Source organism: Brevundimonas sp. DC300-4, from assembly GCF_049897365.1.
Taxonomy (GTDB): Bacteria; Pseudomonadota; Alphaproteobacteria; order Caulobacterales; family Caulobacteraceae; genus Brevundimonas.
In genome coordinates this window covers 77,041-93,029 of the sequence record NZ_JAFCWC010000008.1, presented here as the reverse complement: position 1 = coordinate 93,029, position 15,989 = coordinate 77,041, and the positions used below count along the sequence as shown (strand labels likewise).

Annotated in this window: 13 protein-coding genes and 1 tRNA gene; 7 read left to right on the top strand and 7 right to left on the bottom strand. The window is 67.9% G+C overall.

From position 1 onward, the window contains the following. Positions 1-3 precede the first annotated feature (3 nt). Positions 4-762, bottom strand: coding sequence for a glutathione S-transferase family protein (locus ACP7AZ_RS13115; protein ID WP_426039081.1), 759 nt, complete (start codon positions 760-762; stop codon positions 4-6). Beyond that, positions 759-1,262, bottom strand: coding sequence for a winged helix-turn-helix transcriptional regulator (locus ACP7AZ_RS13110; protein WP_426039080.1), 504 nt, complete (start codon positions 1,260-1,262; stop codon positions 759-761). Before ACP7AZ_RS13110 ends, ACP7AZ_RS13115 begins: the two co-directional genes overlap by 4 nt. A 216-nt stretch (positions 1,263-1,478) precedes the next feature. Between ACP7AZ_RS13110 and ACP7AZ_RS13105 the strand changes: the two genes are divergently transcribed. The 3 genes from ACP7AZ_RS13105 to ACP7AZ_RS13095 all read left to right on the top strand — a co-directional run bounded on the left by ACP7AZ_RS13105 (position 1,479) and on the right by ACP7AZ_RS13095 (position 4,085). Then, positions 1,479-2,342: an acyl-CoA thioesterase gene (locus tag ACP7AZ_RS13105; RefSeq protein WP_426039079.1), complete on the top strand. Its 864-nt coding sequence runs from the start codon at positions 1,479-1,481 to the stop codon at positions 2,340-2,342. 329 nt (positions 2,343-2,671) lie between these two features. Further along, positions 2,672-3,781: a tRNA guanosine(34) transglycosylase Tgt gene (gene tgt, locus ACP7AZ_RS13100; RefSeq protein ID WP_426039078.1), complete on the top strand. Its 1,110-nt coding sequence runs from the start codon at positions 2,672-2,674 to the stop codon at positions 3,779-3,781. A 1-nt stretch (position 3,782) separates the two neighbouring features. Beyond that, positions 3,783-4,085 carry a hypothetical protein gene (locus ACP7AZ_RS13095; protein ID WP_426039077.1) on the top strand — a complete coding sequence of 101 codons (303 nt, stop codon included), beginning with the start codon at positions 3,783-3,785 and terminating at the stop codon, positions 4,083-4,085. On the opposite strand, the gene ACP7AZ_RS13090 is transcribed toward ACP7AZ_RS13095, so the two are convergent. From ACP7AZ_RS13090 to ACP7AZ_RS13080, 3 genes are all read right to left on the bottom strand, one after another. Continuing rightward, complete coding sequence (locus ACP7AZ_RS13090; protein ID WP_426039076.1) at positions 4,086-4,619, bottom strand: hypothetical protein; 534 nt, start codon at positions 4,617-4,619, stop codon at positions 4,086-4,088. A 12-nt stretch (positions 4,620-4,631) separates the two neighbouring features. Beyond that, the gene (locus ACP7AZ_RS13085; protein ID WP_426039075.1) at positions 4,632-5,297 is read right to left on the bottom strand and encodes a hypothetical protein; all 666 of its coding nucleotides are present in this window, start codon (positions 5,295-5,297) and stop codon (positions 4,632-4,634) included. A 150-nt stretch (positions 5,298-5,447) separates the two neighbouring features. Then, positions 5,448-5,524 (bottom strand) — tRNA-Lys (locus ACP7AZ_RS13080). Positions 5,525-5,639: 115 nt separating this feature from the next. Between ACP7AZ_RS13080 and ACP7AZ_RS13075 the strand changes: the two genes are divergently transcribed. Then, positions 5,640-6,710 (top strand): CaiB/BaiF CoA transferase family protein, encoded by a 1,071-nt coding sequence (locus ACP7AZ_RS13075; protein WP_426039074.1) that lies wholly within the window; start codon positions 5,640-5,642, stop codon positions 6,708-6,710. On the opposite strand, the gene ACP7AZ_RS13070 is transcribed toward ACP7AZ_RS13075, so the two are convergent. Continuing rightward, positions 6,707-8,446 (bottom strand): ATP-binding protein, encoded by a 1,740-nt coding sequence (locus tag ACP7AZ_RS13070; protein WP_426039073.1) that lies wholly within the window; start codon positions 8,444-8,446, stop codon positions 6,707-6,709. The two genes, ACP7AZ_RS13075 and ACP7AZ_RS13070, sit on opposite strands and share 4 nt — an antisense overlap. A gap of 157 nt (positions 8,447-8,603) precedes the next feature. Here ACP7AZ_RS13070 and ACP7AZ_RS13065 point away from each other — a divergent pair, with 157 nt between their 5' ends. The 3 genes from ACP7AZ_RS13065 to ACP7AZ_RS13055 all read left to right on the top strand — a co-directional run bounded on the left by ACP7AZ_RS13065 (position 8,604) and on the right by ACP7AZ_RS13055 (position 15,014). After that, positions 8,604-8,864: a hypothetical protein gene (locus ACP7AZ_RS13065; RefSeq protein WP_426039072.1), complete on the top strand. Its 261-nt coding sequence runs from the start codon at positions 8,604-8,606 to the stop codon at positions 8,862-8,864. A gap of 91 nt (positions 8,865-8,955) precedes the next feature. Beyond that, complete coding sequence (locus ACP7AZ_RS13060; RefSeq protein ID WP_426039071.1) at positions 8,956-10,773, top strand: autotransporter assembly complex protein TamA; 1,818 nt, start codon at positions 8,956-8,958, stop codon at positions 10,771-10,773. Then, positions 10,770-15,014, top strand: a complete 4,245-nt coding sequence (locus ACP7AZ_RS13055; protein ID WP_426039070.1) for a translocation/assembly module TamB domain-containing protein — start codon at positions 10,770-10,772, stop codon at positions 15,012-15,014. Before ACP7AZ_RS13060 ends, ACP7AZ_RS13055 begins: the two co-directional genes overlap by 4 nt. Here ACP7AZ_RS13055 and ACP7AZ_RS13050 read toward each other — a convergent pair. Further along, positions 15,011-15,529: a hypothetical protein gene (locus ACP7AZ_RS13050; protein ID WP_426039069.1), complete on the bottom strand. Its 519-nt coding sequence runs from the start codon at positions 15,527-15,529 to the stop codon at positions 15,011-15,013. The two genes, ACP7AZ_RS13055 and ACP7AZ_RS13050, sit on opposite strands and share 4 nt — an antisense overlap. Between the last annotated feature and the right edge of the window lie 460 nt (positions 15,530-15,989).

Sequence of the window (15,989 nt, the reverse complement as noted above, 5' to 3'; positions counted from 1 at the left end):
AGCCTAGGTCGGCGACATCGGCCCGCGCATGGCCCGCCCGCCGTCGTGCGACCGTTCCGCCAGCACATAGCCATGCTCGGCCATCATGGCCGGCTGGTCCGCCACCTTCGTCGTCATGAAGGCCATGGCCACATCGTTCAGCCGGGCCAGCGGCGTGTCCCGCTCGACCCGTCCCAGCCAGCCCGCCAGCTTCGGCCAGCGCCCGGCATCGACCTCGAGCCCGACCACCCGCGCGTTCAGGAAGGCCGGCGCCAGGCTGAAGTCCGCCAGTCCGGCCGTCGCGCCGAACAGAAAGCCGGTCCCGGGCGTCACGCTCTCCAGATAATCGAACGTCTCCGGGATCTCGACCGTCTTCGCCTTCTCGACCGCATCCCGATCGATCTCTTCCTTCAGGATGCGCGGCTTGATCGCCAGCTGGAAGAACAGCTTCCAGCCCAGCACGTCGAACAGCCGGGTGTCGGCGTATTCCTCGATCCAGCGCGCCCTCGCCCGGTCCTTCGGATCGGTCGGCAGCACCGACGGCGTGGGCCGGGTGTCCTCGATATACTGGGCGATGATACTGCTGTCGCACAGCGTCAGATCGCCCTCGATCCACACCGGGATGCGCCGCAAGGGGCTGATCTTCGAGAAGCGCTCGTCGCCCCGGAACGGGGTGATCGGATCGATGGCGACCTCGATCCCCTTCACCGCGCAGATCGCCAGGATCTTGCGCACATAGGGCGAGACCGGATTGCCGATCAGGGTGACCGCCGGCTGGCTCACGCCGCCTCTTCCGCCGCCGTATCCCTGGGCATGACCTCCCCGACCGTCGGACAATTCTCGACGCGGGTCAGCTTGATGTCGCGCCGGTTCACCAGCTCGCCGCAGCAGCTGCAGGCCAGGCGGGGCTGCAGGGAGTGGCCACAGGTCGCGTGGATCATGTCGAACCCCGCAGTCTCCTCGCCATAGACATGCTTTGCCCCCCAGCCGTGCAGGGTGACCAGCACGTCGGACAGATCCTTGCCCTTGGCGGTCAGGACGTACTCGTTCCTCGGCGGCCGCTCCGAATACAGCCGCGGCTCGAGCACCCCGTGCTGCACCAGCGTCTTCAGCCGCGCTGCCAGGACGTTGCGGGCCACGCCCAGCCGCTCCTGCCACTGTTCGAACCGTTTCACGCCCTGAAACGCGTCGCGGATGACCAGCAGCGTCCACGGATCGCCGATGACTTCGAGCGTCGCGGCGATCGAGCAGCTCTGGCGAGAATAGTCGGCTGTGCGTCCCATGACACGAAGGTGACGTCGCGTCAGCGGTTTGGCAAGAGGGTTGCCAAAAGGAACGCAGTAAGTCAGTCTTGTTTGGCTACGGACGCGGCGAGCAGGCCTCGCGGCATTCCTGCATTCCTGAACTGTGCGGGCGGCGACCTGTTTGCCGCCCGCCTTCTTTTCACCGTGGACCCCGGCCTTCGCCGGGGTGCACGGAGGGAGATGGAAAGACCGACGATGCCTGAACAGACGATCACGGAAGCCCTGACCCTCGCGCCCGGCGACGACGGCGCGCTCAGCGCCGACCTCCACGGCGACTTTTCCAACGGCCGGCTCAATGCCCCGCCGGAGACCGGCTTCCCGTTCGGCGGCCTGATCGCGGCCTTGTGCGCCTCCGCAATGCAGCAGGGCCTCGGCATCACCGCCCCCCTGCGCAGCCTGTCGGTCCAGTACATGACCCCGGCCCGGTTCGGTCAGCCGATCCACTTCACGCCCCGGCTGCTGCGCGGCGGCCGCAGCGCCGCCTTCGCCCAGGTCGACGTCACCCAGAGGGACAGGGAGGGCCAGGACCGCCTGACCAACCACGCCAGCGCCACCTTCGGCGACGACGTCCCCGGTGCGGCCCTGACACCGCTGGCCGCCCTGCCTCCGCTGGGCGCGCTCCAGACTGGCCGCGACCTCGAAGGCCCGATGGCCCGGCGCTTCTCCCAGCACGTCGACTATCGCTTCGAGACCGGCCCCCACATCCTCCAGCCGGTCCCCGGCCGCCCCGTCATCGAGCGCTGCTGGATGAAGATCCGCGACGGCGGCCCGCTCGACGTCATCGGCCTCTGCTACCTGCTGGACGCGCTGTATCCGCCGGTCTGGACCGCCATCGACAAGCCGCTGGGCATGGCCACGGTCGACCTCCGCTACGATATCCTCACCGACCCGACGCCCGGGCACTGCCCCGACGGCTGGGCCTTCTTCGAGTTCCGCATGCTCGACTTCGGCTCCGGCTGGACCGTCGACGAAGCCACCGTCTGGGCCGCCGACGGCACGCCCCTGGCGCTGGCGCGACAACGCAGGAAGCTGGCGCCGGTCCGGCCTCCACGCCCCTGACCCTCTCCCTCCGGGAGAGGGAGAACACTCATACCCATCAACGGATCCCCGGAATCCGCCCTTCAAATCAAGGCCCGGCTCTGTTTAAAGCCTTTATCGCAGGCGCCCCTCAAAACCGTGCGACACTGCCACCGATCTTTGACATCGCCACTCGCACACCGCCCCCGATGTAGACTCTGTCGACTCTATCGACTCCATTTTTGGAGTCGCACGACCCGACCGCTTCGGACGCTTCGGACGCTTCGGACGGTGTTTTGCAGTCCGCCCCGCCGTCTTCCCAAGGCCACACCCCCGCTCTAAGACGCGCCTCCCCTTACCGAGACCCGCCCTTGCCCTTCCCGTTCGAGATTTCCGCCACCGAAGGCCGCGCCCGCACCGGCGTCCTGAAGACCCCGCGCGGCGACATCCGCACCCCCGCCTTCATGCCGGTCGGCACCGCCGCCACGGTCAAGGCGATGACCGTCGAACAGGTCAAGGCGACCGGCGCCGACATCATCCTGGGCAACACCTACCACCTGATGCTGCGCCCCGGCCCCGAGCGGATGGAGCGGCTCGGGGGCCTCCACAAATTCATGGGCTGGGACAAGCCGATCCTGACCGACTCTGGCGGCTTCCAGGTCATGTCCCTGGCCGGCATCTCGAAGGTCAAGGAAGAGGCCGTCACCTTCGCCAGCCACATCGACGGCTCCAAACACATCCTGTCGCCCGAACGCTCGATCGAGATTCAGGCCGACCGCATCGGCGCCGATATCTCGATGCAGCTCGACCAGTGCGTCGCCTGGCCGGCCGAGAAGCCCGCCGCAAAAGCCGCCATGGAACTCAGCATCCGCTGGGGCGCCCGCTCGAAGGCCGCCTTCGGCACGCGCGAGACCCAGGCCCTGTTCGGCATCCAGCAGGGTTCCACCTTCGAGGACCTGCGCCGCCAGTCGTCGGACCAGCTCCGGGAGATCGGCTTCGACGGCTACGCCATCGGCGGCCTCGCGGTCGGCGAAGGCCACACGGCCATGTGCGAGGTCCTCGACTACGCGCCCGACATGCTGCCCGCCGACCGACCCCGCTATCTGATGGGCGTCGGCAAGCCGATCGACCTGGTCGAGGCTGTGTATCGCGGCGTCGATATGTTCGACTGCGTCCTGCCCACACGCGCCGGCCGCCACGGCCAGGCCTGGACCTGGGACGGCCCCATGAACCTCAAGAACGCCCGCTTCGCCGAGGACCAGGATCCGCTCGACCCGACCATCGACGGCCCGTCCTCGCAGTATTCGAAGGCTTATTTGCACCACCTGATCCGGGCCGACGAAATCCTCGGCAAGATCCTGCTCTCCTGGCACAACATCGCCTTCTTCCAGGCCCTGACCGCCTCCATGCGCGACGCCATCCAGCACGGCCGCTTCGAACAGTTCCGCCGCGACTTCCACACCCGCCACACGTCGAACTGACATGCGGATCGAGAAGTCAGGCTTCCACGCCTACAGCACCTACCTTGAGGAACCGCCCCGCCCGGACGGCAACGAGACCGCGCTGCATCGGCACGTCATCATCATTGGCGGCGACAAATATTCGTTCTTCGCCCACTGGTCCGGCAAGTTCGCTCACAAGGGCGAGCGCATCTCCTTCGACTGGGACTGGGACCGCACCGGCGAGTTCCGCAACATCGACAAGCCGTCGTTCGAAGCCTTCTCGAAGGATGGCGCGGTCCAGATCAGAGGAGATCGTACCGACAAGCGCCGGCCCGGCCGCTAGCTACCGTTGCGACCGCCCCGTCGGCCGGAACCAGGCGGGCGAAGCCGGCGGCGAACAGTCAGCCCGCATGCCCAGCCCTTTCAGGAAGGCCCGCCTCAGCCGCCCGGCCTCGACCGCGTCCTGAACCATCTTCGACCGCGCCTGGGCCCCCGTCAGCTGCCGCACCCAGCTGCGGTACGGAATGAAGTCCGTCGTCGCGTCCCGGATCGCGTCCAACATTGCCTCGGCGAGCGCGTCCTGGGTCCGTTCATTCAGGGTCGGACTGTCGGGCGCCGCCGGCTCGTCCCGATCGGGGCCCAAAGCCTCGTCCAGCCTCGCCACCTCGGCGCCGATGGTTGTGCACTGGTTCAGATTGCGCCGGTCATACGGATTGGCCTGGGCCTGCAGCAGCGCGGTCGGGATCTGGTCCCGACGAACGTTCAGGTCGACCAGCGGCGACGTCACCGCATCGCCGAAACCGGCCCCCACCTGCCGCGCGGTCGAACAGCCGCCCAGCAGGGCCAGAACCGAAATAGAGAGGAGGACGCGACGCAACGGCACCAAAACCTAGCCCGCGTTCAACGGCCGGATCGACTCGGCCGTGAACGGCTGGATCTCGCTGCCGAAATTGACCCACAGTACGGTCGTCGGATCGCCGTCCTCCACATAGAAGACGCGATCGCCCGACATCTGCTCGCCCAGATCCCCGCAGGGCGGATCCATCGGCTCGCTGTTGCCGTCGCCGGAGGAGAAGGCCTCCCACCGGGCCATGATCGGCTCGGGCGGAACGAGGTGGTAGATACCCTCGGCCACGCCGTCATAGGTCGGGCGCGCCAGCACGCACTGGGCCGTGTGCGGCCCCGGCGACTTGGTCCGGATCTCGGCCAGGACGGCGTCGATCGGCGCGTCGGCGGCCTTCTTGAACACGATAATCGTCGGGCTGCGCGCAGTCTGGCCGTCATAGGTCCCCTCCAACGCGAAGCCCGGCAGGCTGGCGTCATGAACCATGTGCGTATTGCCGGCCTGCGGACAGGCATAGCTCCAGACCGACAGCCCGGAGCCCTGGGTCTCGCCCCAGGTGCAGTTGACGAAGGTCTCCTGCATCATCTGACTGGGCTGCGGCGCAGCGGTCTGGGCAGGAGCCCGAACGGCGTCGGCCTTGCCTTCGGTCTGGTTGCAGGCCGTCAGCCCGATAAGCGCGACCGAAGCCGCCATGATCCCGATGTTCCGCATGTCCGTCCTCCCCGAATGGTGCCGCACCATACCGGCGACCCGCACGAAGTCCACGCGGCCGGCCGGTCGATCATGAAAGCAAGGAGAACACTTGTGGCTCAAGCAGCAAGCGACCGCATCGCCAGCGGGAGCCACCAACAAAAGATAAGATGGTACGCCCTCTCGGGCTCGAACCGAGGACCCTCTGATTAAAAGTCAGATGCTCTAACCAACTGAGCTAAGGGCGCGCACCGAAATCCGAAACGGCTTGGTCGTTTCGCGGTTGCGCCTTCTGGTTCATCGAACCCGCCGGGTCAAGGCCTCACCTCGACCAAACTGACGACCGCAGCTAGCAAGGCCTCCATGAAACCTCTTTCCGGCGTACGCATCATCGAGTTCGACGGCTTGGGTCCCGTGACCTTCGCCGGCATGGTCCTGGCCGATATGGGGGCCGATGTGCTGCGCCTCAGCCGCGCTGACGGGGCCGGCGTCTTCGGCGATGTCGGAAACGCCGTCATGCACCGGGCAAGGACCGCCGTGCCCGTCGACCTCAAGTCGCCCACCGACCGCGACCGCGTCCTCGACCTGATCGCGAGCGCCGACGCCGTGATCGAGGGCTTCCGCCCCGGCGTGCTGGAACGACTCGGTCTTGGGCCGGAGGACTGCGCCGCCCGCAATCCGAAGCTCGTCTTCGGCAGGGTCACGGGCTGGGGCCAGACGGGTCCGCTAGCCCAGACCGTCGGCCACGACATCAACTACATCGGTCTGACCGGCGCGCTGCACGCCATGGGCGAGGCGGGTCGCCCGCCCGTCCCGCCGCTGAACCTCGTCGGCGACTACGGCGGCGGCGCCATGCTGCTTGTGACAGGCGTGCTCGCCGCCATCATCGAGGCGCGGACCACCGGCAAGGGCCGCGTCGTCGACGCCGCCATGACCGACGGCACGGCTCTGCTGTCCGCCCTGTTCTTCGCCATGACAGCGAGCGGCCACTGGTCCGGCGAGCGCGGCGCCAATCTGCTGGACGGCGCCGCGCCCTTCTATCGCTGCTACGCCTGCGCCGACGGCAGGTTCGTCGCGGTTGGAGCGCTGGAGCCTCGCTTCTACGCCGCCTTGCTCGCCGGACTGGATCTCGAGGCCGCCGATGCGCCTCAGTTCCCGGTCAGCGGCTGGCCGTCGCTGGAAGCCAGGTTCACGGAACTGTTCGCGGACCGGACCCGCGACGAGTGGGCCGCCCATTTCGAGGGAACCGAAGCCTGCGTCACGCCAGTGCTGACCTTCGCAGAGGCCGCCGACCATCCGCACAATCACGCTCGAGAAACCCTCGCCGGCTCTCCGCTCCAGCCCTCGCCGGCCCCCCGTTTCGATGGCCGGGTGGCGCCGATTGAGCCGTCGGCATCGCTTTCCTTGACTGAAGCCCTCTCTCGCTGGGCCTAGGCGACCTGTGCGTTCGTTTCTTCAACCGACCCGGCGCAGGCCTCCGCCAGGGTCGCGGCCAGCAGTACCGGATCGATCGGCTTGGTCAGGAAGGCATAGACCCCCGTCGCGTCCCAGGCGGTGCGATGATCGTCCATGGCGTTGGCGGTCAGGGCGATCAGCGGCGTGCTGCGGTTCAGCCCCCCGGCCCGAATCTGGGCCGTGGCCTCCAGGCCGTCCATGACCGGCATCTGCATGTCCATCAGGATGGCATCAAACCGCTGGGTCTTCGCGGCCTCCACCGCCTCGGCCCCGTTCTCGACCAGCAGGATGGTGCAACCGTGCGGCTCCAGCAGCAGGGACAGGATACGCCGGTTCACTGCGTGATCGTCGGCGGCAAGGATGACCTTGCCCTGCAACCCCGCCTGTTCGGCCACCCGACGGCGCGCCTCGGTCGCCGGCTTGGCCACAGCCTCCATCGGCAGGCTCAGTACGAAGGTCGAGCCCTCGCCTTCGACGCTCTCGGCGGCAAGGCTCCCGCCCATGATCTCGGCCAGCCGGCGGCTGATCGCCAGTCCGAGGCCGGTGCCGCCGTATTTGCGCGTCGTGCCCGCGTCGACCTGCTCGAAACTATCGAAGATGCGCGCCAGGCGGTCCGCCGGAATACCGACGCCGGTATCGGTCACCGCAATGATCAGATGATTGTCCTTCGCCCGCCAGTCGACCGCGACGGTGATCGCGCCGTCGTCCGTGAACTTCACCGCGTTGGACAGAAGGTTGAACAGCATCTGCTGCAGGCGCAGCGGATCGGTCCGGACACAGTCGGGCACATCAGGCTCGATCTCGATCTTCAGCCGCACTCCGTTGGCCTCGGCCTTGGGGCCCCAGAGCCGGCCCAGCGAGCCCAGCTTCTCGCGCAGGTCCATCACCGAGGATTCGAGCGTCATCTTGCCCGCCTCAATTTTGGACAGGTCGAGCACGTCATTCAACAGGCCGACCAGCACGTCGCCGGCGTCCAGCAGCATCGACACATGCTCACGCTGTTCCCGGTCCAGCCGCGTCCGGCGCAGCAGATTGGCGGCCGAGATGACCGCGTTCATGGGGGTACGAATCTCATGGCTGATGACGGCCAGGAAGTCGGACTTGGCGGCGCTGGCGACCTCGGCCTTCTGGCGTTCCAGCCGCGCCTCCGCGTTCGCGGTCTGCAGGGCCGTCGTGGTCATCGAGCTCTGCCGCACGGCGACAACAAGATGCATCATGTACAGAACGCCGCCCAAGGCGATCAGCATCTCCTGCGGCTTGCCGTCGACGATGGCGCCGACGATGGGCATGCCGAGAAAATAGAGGCTGTGCGGGATGACCGCCGCGAACAGCAGCGGCCGCACGTGATGCATATGCAGGCTGACGTGCAGCAGGCCCCCGGCCACCTGAACAATGGCGAACAGTCGTCCCGCATCGCCGCCAGCAACCCACAGATACGCCGCGATGCCGGAATAGACGATCACATTGACGGAGGCGGTGGCGCAAAGCGCGATCTTGTAACCAGACGAGGGCACGATCTCCGGCCGTTTGCGCAGCGGCCGGAATACGGCCCAGTCGAGCCATTGCGTCGCCACCACCGCCCCGAACCACACGGCCGGCCAGAAGGTATGGGTCATGAACCACGTGGTTACGGCGATGAACGCCGCCAGACCGATCCGCGTCCTCAGTTCGCGGAACCGCACCTGGGCGATCATGGCATAGCCGTTCGCCGTCATTCTTGAACCCTCTCCCGTTCGGTAGAGTGTCGCGGCAATAGAAGAATGATTGGTTGCCAGAACACCGTTGATCCAGCGTGACCGGCAACGTGGGACGAGTTATGGAACAGGGCTGTTCACGGCGCGTTCCGACGCCGCACTCCGGGGGAGATTTGAAATGAAGCGTTTGATGTTGCTCGTGGCTCTCGGGGCCGCCGGTCTGGCCGTCGCTGGCTGCGAAGACCCCGCGTCCCAGCAGGCCGAGACCGCTCCGCCGCCCATTGAAGCGCCCCTCGCGCCGTCGGCGACCGACCAGGGCGTCCCTGCTGCGGACACCACCGCGCCCACAGACGCTCCACCCACAAACTCGACCCTGCCGCCCGAGCAGCGCTCTTCGGAAGAGACGGTTCAGCCCGAGAGCGAAACCCTGTTCTATTGATCGGCCGCAAGGTCATCCCGATTCGCTGATTGAGGGGGGCCTCAGGCGAGCCTGGTCCAGTTCGGACCATGTCGCCGATCAGGGTAGTATATTGACGTCGAGGTCCTCTCCCTTCCGCAGCATCACCTCCGCGTTCCTCGCGGCGGCCTTCGGCTTGGGCGCCATAGGCGTCGCGAATACCGCCTCGGCCGATCCACGCGCCCAGATCCGCGGCGACCTCGACGCCGAGTTGCGCACGGCCATGACCCGCGCGATCGGCGAGGCCGACGGTCCTCCCACCAACGGTTTCGACGCCCGAAGGCGTGCTCGCGCCGCGATGGCCTCAGTTGAGGCTCTGCTGCGATCCGAAGGCTACTACCAGCCCACGCTGGCGGACATCGTCGAGGGAGAGGACAATCCGATCGCGATCGTCGAGATCACGCCGGGCCCGCGTTTCGTCCTCGCCGCCCCGACCATTCAGTGGATCACGCCCGAGCCTGCGCCCGAGGTCATACGCACGGCCCAGGCCGAGATCGCGCTCGAGCCCGGAGATCCGGGTCGCGCTGCTGACATCATCGCCGGCGAAGGCCGGATCATCGCCAGGCTGGCGCGCGAAGGCTATCCCGATGCCGTGACACAACCGCGTCGCGTCGTCGTCGATCACGCCGCCCTCACCGTCGCACCGACCTTCAACATCAACTCCGGCCCCCTGGTTCGCCTCGACGGCGTGCGGGTGGAGACGCGCGGCCCGACAAATCCCGCCTGGGTCATGGGCCTCGCGCCGTGGAACGAGGATCAGCGTTACGACCCCGAATTGGTGGCGGAACTGGAGCGGCGGCTGCTGGAGACCGGCGTCTACGACGGAGTCGCGGTGGCCCTGACACCGGCAGACCAAACCAACCCGGCGGGCAACCGGCCCATCGTCGTCACACTCACCGACCGGCCGCGCCGCATCCTGGAGGCCGGCGCGACCTTCTCGACCGCCGACGGTTCAGGTGTGAACGGACTCTGGACCTGGTACAATCGCTTCGGCCGCGCCGACACCCTGCGGTTCGAAGCGCGTCTCGCCACGATCGACAGCCGCATCGGCGCCGACCTCAGCCTGCCCCACTGGCGCACGCCGGGCGAAACCCTGGCCCTATCCGCCGCCATAGTGAACGAGGACACCGACGCCTATCGCCGGACCGCCGCCGTCGTGTCCGCCGACCTTCGCCAGCGCATCGGCAAGATCTCGTACTACAGCTACGGCGTCGGTCTGGACGCCGGTCGATACAACGAGAACCGCTTCGATCCGATCACCCGGGCGCCCGTCAGCTTCGACCGTGATCTGGCAATCCTGACCGCCAGGGGCAGCGCCTATATCGATCAATCGAACGACCCGCTGAACCCCACCACCGGCTGGCGCATGACGCTGAATGTCCAGCCGACGGCGGTGGCGGGTGAGGACACCGTCCTGTTCCTGCGCACCGAGGCCCAGACCACCGCCTACATGCCGGTCCAGGACAACGGCCGCACCGTCCTGGCCGGCCGCTTGCGACTGGGTTCGATCCTCGGCGGCGATGAACTCAGCGTCCCGTCGGACCGGCTGTTCTATTCCGGCGGCGGGGGATCGGTGCGCGGCTACGGATACCAGGGCGTCGGACCGCGCCTGCCCGACAACACGCCGCGCGGGGGTCTTTCGCTGTTCGAGGTTTCGGCCGAGGTCCGGCACGACGTGGGCAAGGGTTTCGGCGTCGTCGGCTTCGTGGATGCCGGGGCGATCGGCTTTGCCGAGACGCCAGACTTCTCCGACCTGCGCTACGCCGTGGGCATCGGCGCCCGCTACAACCTGTCCTTCGGCCCGATCCGCGCCGACATCGCCTTCCCGCTCGACAAACGCGAGGGAGACGCAGGCTTCCAGGTCTACGTCAGTATCGGCCAGGCATTTTGACCGAGCTCGTTCCCGACACGCCCGAAGCGCCGGAAACGCCGGCCAAGGCCGAAAAGCGCCGTCGTACCCGGATTCAGGCCATCGCCTTTTTCGGCGGCTTCGCGCTCATGGGCCTGCTGGCCCTGACCCTGATCCTGGCCTTCGGCGGCCGGATGTATCTGGTCTCCGGCCCGGGGCGCGATCTGGTCACCAGCTTCGTCGCCGGCAAGAAGATCAGCCGCTACGGCCGCATCAATGTCGAGGGTCTCCAGGGCGATCTGTTCGACGATTTCACCCTCGCCCGCGTCACCATCACTGATGAAAAGGGCGTCTGGCTGGAGGCGCGCGACGTCCGCGTGGACTGGAGCTATTGGCCCTTGGTCACCCGGCGGTTCCACGCCTCGGACATCACCGCCCGGTCGATCCGTCTGATCCGCCGGCCGGAGCTCGATCCGCCGGACGGCAAGCCGCCCCGGCCCATGCCGATCAGCATCGACATCGACCGGTTCACGGCCGACGTCGAACTCCTTGAAGGCTTCTCCCAGGAGTATGGTCGCTGGCGCCTGACCGGCGACGCCCGCGTCCCGCGCACGGGTGACAAGACGGCGACCGTCAGCGCCTACAGCCTGAACCGGCCGGGCGACTTCCTGCGTGTTGCAGCCACCGTCGGCGCCAGGCCCGAGAATCTGCGCCTGAACCTTCGCGCCAGCGAAGCGCAAGGTGGTCCGCTGGCCGGATCGCTGGGCTATTCGCCCGACCAGCCCTTTTTCGCCTCGGCCCTCGTCAACGGCGACATCGTCAACGCCACGGTACGCACCGGCGACTTCACACCGCTGACCATTCGGGGACGCTATGGCCCCGAGGGCTCGCGCATCTCGGGGTATTTCGATTTCAGCGGGTCCGATCTGCTAGCGCCCTTCGTCGAACGCATCGGTCGCACCGCCCGCTTCGGCTTCGCCGCCATCCCCGACGCGACCCGGGAGAACGTCCAGGGCATGGCCTGGCGCCTGACCTCCGAAAACCTGCAGTCCAGCGCCCAGGGCATGATCCATCTCGACGGCCGCAGCGCGCCGGATGGCGTGGCCCTGACGGTCTCGACCGGGTCGGTCACCCGGCTCGTCGGCACGACCAGCGGCGGGGCGGCGACCTGGTCCGGCGTCTTCACCGGGGACGCCGAGCGCTGGGTGCTGAACGGCGACGTCCGCCTGGCGAATGCCTCTCTGGCCAGCTATGCGGCGCAGGCCATTGCGGGCCCGCTCGACATCTCTGCGGATAACGGCCGCATCGGCCTGACGGGCGATCTCGCCGTGGCCGGGGGACGCAGCGAGGGTATCGTCGGCGCGCTTCTGGGGGCCGCGCCTCGCCTGTCCTTCGAGGCCTCGCGCCTCGCCGACGGGGCCATCCTGCTTCAGAAGGTCGACGTGCGCGGTCAGGCCCTGACCGTGACCGGCTCGGGCGGGCGCGGCCTGACGGGCGGCCTTGGCTTCCAAGGCCGGGCCGATGTCACCGATGTCAGCCGCATCCGAACCGGAGCGCGCGGAACCTTCGGCGGGCCGATCCAGGCAACCTCGGCCCGCAGCGGCGCGCCATGGGTCCTGACCTTTGACGGTCGCGGCGGCCGTCTCGCCACCGGCATGGCCGAACTGGATCGACTGCTCGGCGCGACGCCGCGTCTGCAACTCGCCGGGAGCCTCGACGACGGCCGTATCGCCGTCGAACGGGGCCTCCTGACCGGCGCTGCCGGCACGGCCTCGGCGCGCGGTCTGATCGAGCCCCAGGGCCGTCTGCGTCTGGCCCTGAACTGGAACGCCCGCGGCCCCTTCGGTGTCGGCCCCCTCGCTATCGACGGAGCCATGACCGGCGCCGGCGCCTTGACCGGCACCCTGGCGCAGCCGCGCGTGGACCTGACCGCCGCCTTCGGCAGTATCGCGGCCGGCCCGCTGACCCTGACCCACGCCGACCTGATCCTGAGTTTCCGCAAGGGCGCGGACGCTTCCGACGGCAATATCATCATGACGGCGGGATCGAACTACGGCCCCGCCCGGGCGGCCGGGAACTTCTTCCTCGGCGGAAATCGCATCCGCCTGACCGAGGTCGACCTGAATGCCGGAGGGATAACCGCCCAGGGGTCTGTCGCCCTCGCCAACAATACGCCGTCCAGCGCCGACCTGACTTTTACAGCTCGTCCCGGAGCCTTCCTGGCCTCCGGGAGGGCGGACGGTCGCATCCGTCTGAGCGAAGGCGCAGGCGGGGAAACCGCTATCCTCGACGTCGCCGGCTCCAATGTCCGTCTGGCCGGTTCGACCTATGTCATCCGCACGTTCGAGCTGGACGGCCGCGGCACGCTCGAACGCCTGCCCTTCACCCTGAAGGCCGATGTCGGCGGCGATACGCCCGTCTCCTTTGACGGCACGGGCGTCTATTCGCGGCGGGGCGAGGCCCAGAGCATCACCCTGAGCGGCGGTGGCAAGGTTCGCGAAATCGCCTTCTCCACCCGGAGCCCCGCCGTCATCGCCCTGGCCGGTGACGGTCGTGTCGCCCGTCTCGATCTGTCGGTGGGCGGCGGCGTCCTGATGGGCGAAATCCGCCAGGACTCGGACGCCGTCGTCATCCAGGCGGATCTGACCAGCGTCGAGCTGGGTTCCATCGCGCCCGATCTGCGAGGCCGCGTTACGGGCCGTGTTTCCCTGCGCGGCGCCGGCGACGACCTGTCGGGATCCGCCAACGTCAACCTGGCCCAGCTCCGCAGCGTCGATGCGCCCCGGGGCCTGTCGGTCGACGGCTCGATCAATGCGACCCTGGTCAACGACGCGCTCAGAATCCAGGCCAGTGCAGCCGGGACCGACGCCGTGCGCGCCACCGCAGACATCACCCTGCCGGTCGAGGCGTCGGCCGCGCCGTTGCGCCTGGCCATCGTCCGCACCCGTTCGATGTCGGGCGAGGTCGAGGTCCACGGTCAGATCCAGCCGATCTGGGACGTGTTCTTCGGCGGCGAACGCACCCTGGCCGGTCAGGTCGACGGCAACGCGACCCTGGGCGGCACCCTGGCGGCGCCCCTGATCAACGGGCGGCTGAACCTGCGGGACGGCCGCTTCCGCGACAACGGCGTGGGCCTGACGCTGGACGACGTCACCCTGGCCAGCCGGTTCGACGATGCGACAGCCCTGATCCAGACCTTCACCGCCACCGACGGCTCGGGCGGCACGGTGTCTGGCGGCGGCCGGATCGGTTTGCGCGAGGGTTCGGGTTCGAACTTCGAACTGGCGCTGACCCGTTTCCGCATCATCGACAACGATATCGCCGAGGCCCGCGCCTCGGGTCCTCTGACCGTGGTCCGCGCCGCCGACGGCAACATCCAGCTGGCGGGCGCGATCGGCATCGACGAGGCCCGGATCGAGGCCAATCCGCCGGGCTCCAACGGCATCGTCGGCATGGACGTCGTCGAGATCAACCGCCCCGGCGGCGATCCCGTAGAGACCGACGACGACGGTCCCAGCCGGGGTCCCCAGATCGGCCTCGACATCCGGTTGCGTTCGCGCGGCGACGTCCAGGTCGCGGGCAGGGGGTTGAACGTCCTGCTCAATGTCGACGCCCGTGTACGGGGCACGGTGGCCCAGCCTGTTCTGAGCGGCAACGCCACCATCGTGCGCGGCGACTACGAGTTCGCGGGCAAGCGATTCGTCTTCGACGATCGGGGCTCCATCGCCCTGTCCACCGACCCGGCCCGCATCCGGCTGAACCTGTCGGCGGTGCGTGAGGATCCCGCACTGACCGCGACCATCCGCGTCACCGGGACGGCGGCGCGACCGGAGATCCTGCTGACTTCCACACCGGCTCTGCCCCAGGACGAGATCCTGTCCCAGGTGCTGTTCGGACGTTCGGCGTCGCAGCTGTCGCCGTTCGAGGCGGCCCAGCTGGCGGCGGGGGTGGCCTCGCTGGCAGGTGGCGGCGGCTTCGATGTGATCGGAAACCTGCGCGAACTGGCCGGGCTGGACCGGCTGTCGTTCGGCGGCGAGGCCTCGGCCCTGACCGTCGCGGGCGGCCGCTACATCACCGACAACGTCTATCTGGAAATCATCGGCGGCGGCGAAGGCGGGGCGGCGGTCAATGTCGAATGGCAGGTGCGCAGAAACATCGCCATCAGCTCCCAGTTCGGCGGACAGGGCGACGCGACCCTGTCCATCCGCTGGCGACGCCAGTCCCGCGTCCCCGGAACCGGAGCGCAGGACCGACGGCCCAACAGTTCAGCGGACCCGGATTAGCGCGACTGCTCCATCTGGATCCGGTCCAGCTGCTTGATGCCCTTCAGGCCCGTGACGTGCAGGATGAACTGGACGACCATGACGACGACCGACAAGGCGATCTGCCACATCGGGGTAGCGGGCACGTTCGGCATGGAGGCGGACAACAGGGGCGCCGCGAGGCTCATGGCGATGCCCAGGGCGATCAGGACCATGAACAGGACGGCGATGAATTTGCCCGGATTGCGCCACTGAACGACGCCGAGGATCAGCTGGATCACAATCATTCCGCCAGCCATCCAGAGCCCGGCCTGAAGCGACGCATCGGCCATCGCCGCAGCAGCGGGATCGCCCTGTGACGCGGTCGCGAGCGCATCGCTCATCGCCGCCGGATTGGCCAGCGTCCAGGCCAGGCTGATCACGCCGACCACGACGCCGATGAAGATCGAGATCGCACTGGCCTTGGCCCCGCGTTCGGCATCGGCCTCGGTCGTCATCGGGCTCGAGGGATTCATCGCCTTTAGCCAGTTGCTCATGTGTCTTTCCTCCAAAATGACAAGCACGTTTTACATGATGGCCGCAGAGGGCGCAATATTGTTCGGCCTTCTCCCTCCCCCTCGGGGGAGGGAGAAGGCTGGACGTGAGTCATCGTTCTTCCGCTGTGAACGGGTCGGGGAAGTCGACGGAGCCCGGGCGGTCGCCCGGAACCGATATGGCCCCCTGCTTTCGCGTTACGGGGACCGGATGAGAATTTTCGGCTCGCGCCGGGGCTCCGTCGCGACCGGTTCACGCGAGCGGCCGGTGACGGGCTTCGTGCAGCCTGCCGGGGTAGTGTCTGTTCGACCCCCGGACCTTTGCGCCGCTTAAACCCAGTCCGACCTAAGCCCACGACGGGCGGAGGGTGTCAGGTCCCTCCGGGCTCCACGGTTTGTCACCCCGCAGACAGTCCTGCATCCGCGCCGGTTCGTGCCTCCACGGATCCAGGTCGTCGCCGGA

Excerpts from the sequence above, each read along its gene's own strand:
- ACP7AZ_RS13110 (WP_426039080.1), bottom strand. The coding sequence starts at position 1,262 with ATGGGACGCACAGCCGACTATTCTCGCCAGAGCTGCTCGATCGCCGCG.
- ACP7AZ_RS13070 (WP_426039073.1), bottom strand. The coding sequence starts at position 8,446 with ATGACGGCGAACGGCTATGCCATGATCGCCCAGGTGCGGTTCCGCGAA.
- ACP7AZ_RS13105 (WP_426039079.1), top strand. The coding sequence starts at position 1,479 with ATGCCTGAACAGACGATCACGGAAGCCCTGACCCTCGCGCCCGGCGAC.
- ACP7AZ_RS13065 (WP_426039072.1), top strand. The coding sequence starts at position 8,604 with ATGAAGCGTTTGATGTTGCTCGTGGCTCTCGGGGCCGCCGGTCTGGCC.
- ACP7AZ_RS13050 (WP_426039069.1), bottom strand. The coding sequence starts at position 15,529 with ATGAGCAACTGGCTAAAGGCGATGAATCCCTCGAGCCCGATGACGACC.
- ACP7AZ_RS13095 (WP_426039077.1), top strand. The coding sequence starts at position 3,783 with ATGCGGATCGAGAAGTCAGGCTTCCACGCCTACAGCACCTACCTTGAG.
- ACP7AZ_RS13085 (WP_426039075.1), bottom strand. The coding sequence starts at position 5,297 with ATGCGGAACATCGGGATCATGGCGGCTTCGGTCGCGCTTATCGGGCTG.
- ACP7AZ_RS13075 (WP_426039074.1), top strand. The coding sequence starts at position 5,640 with ATGAAACCTCTTTCCGGCGTACGCATCATCGAGTTCGACGGCTTGGGT.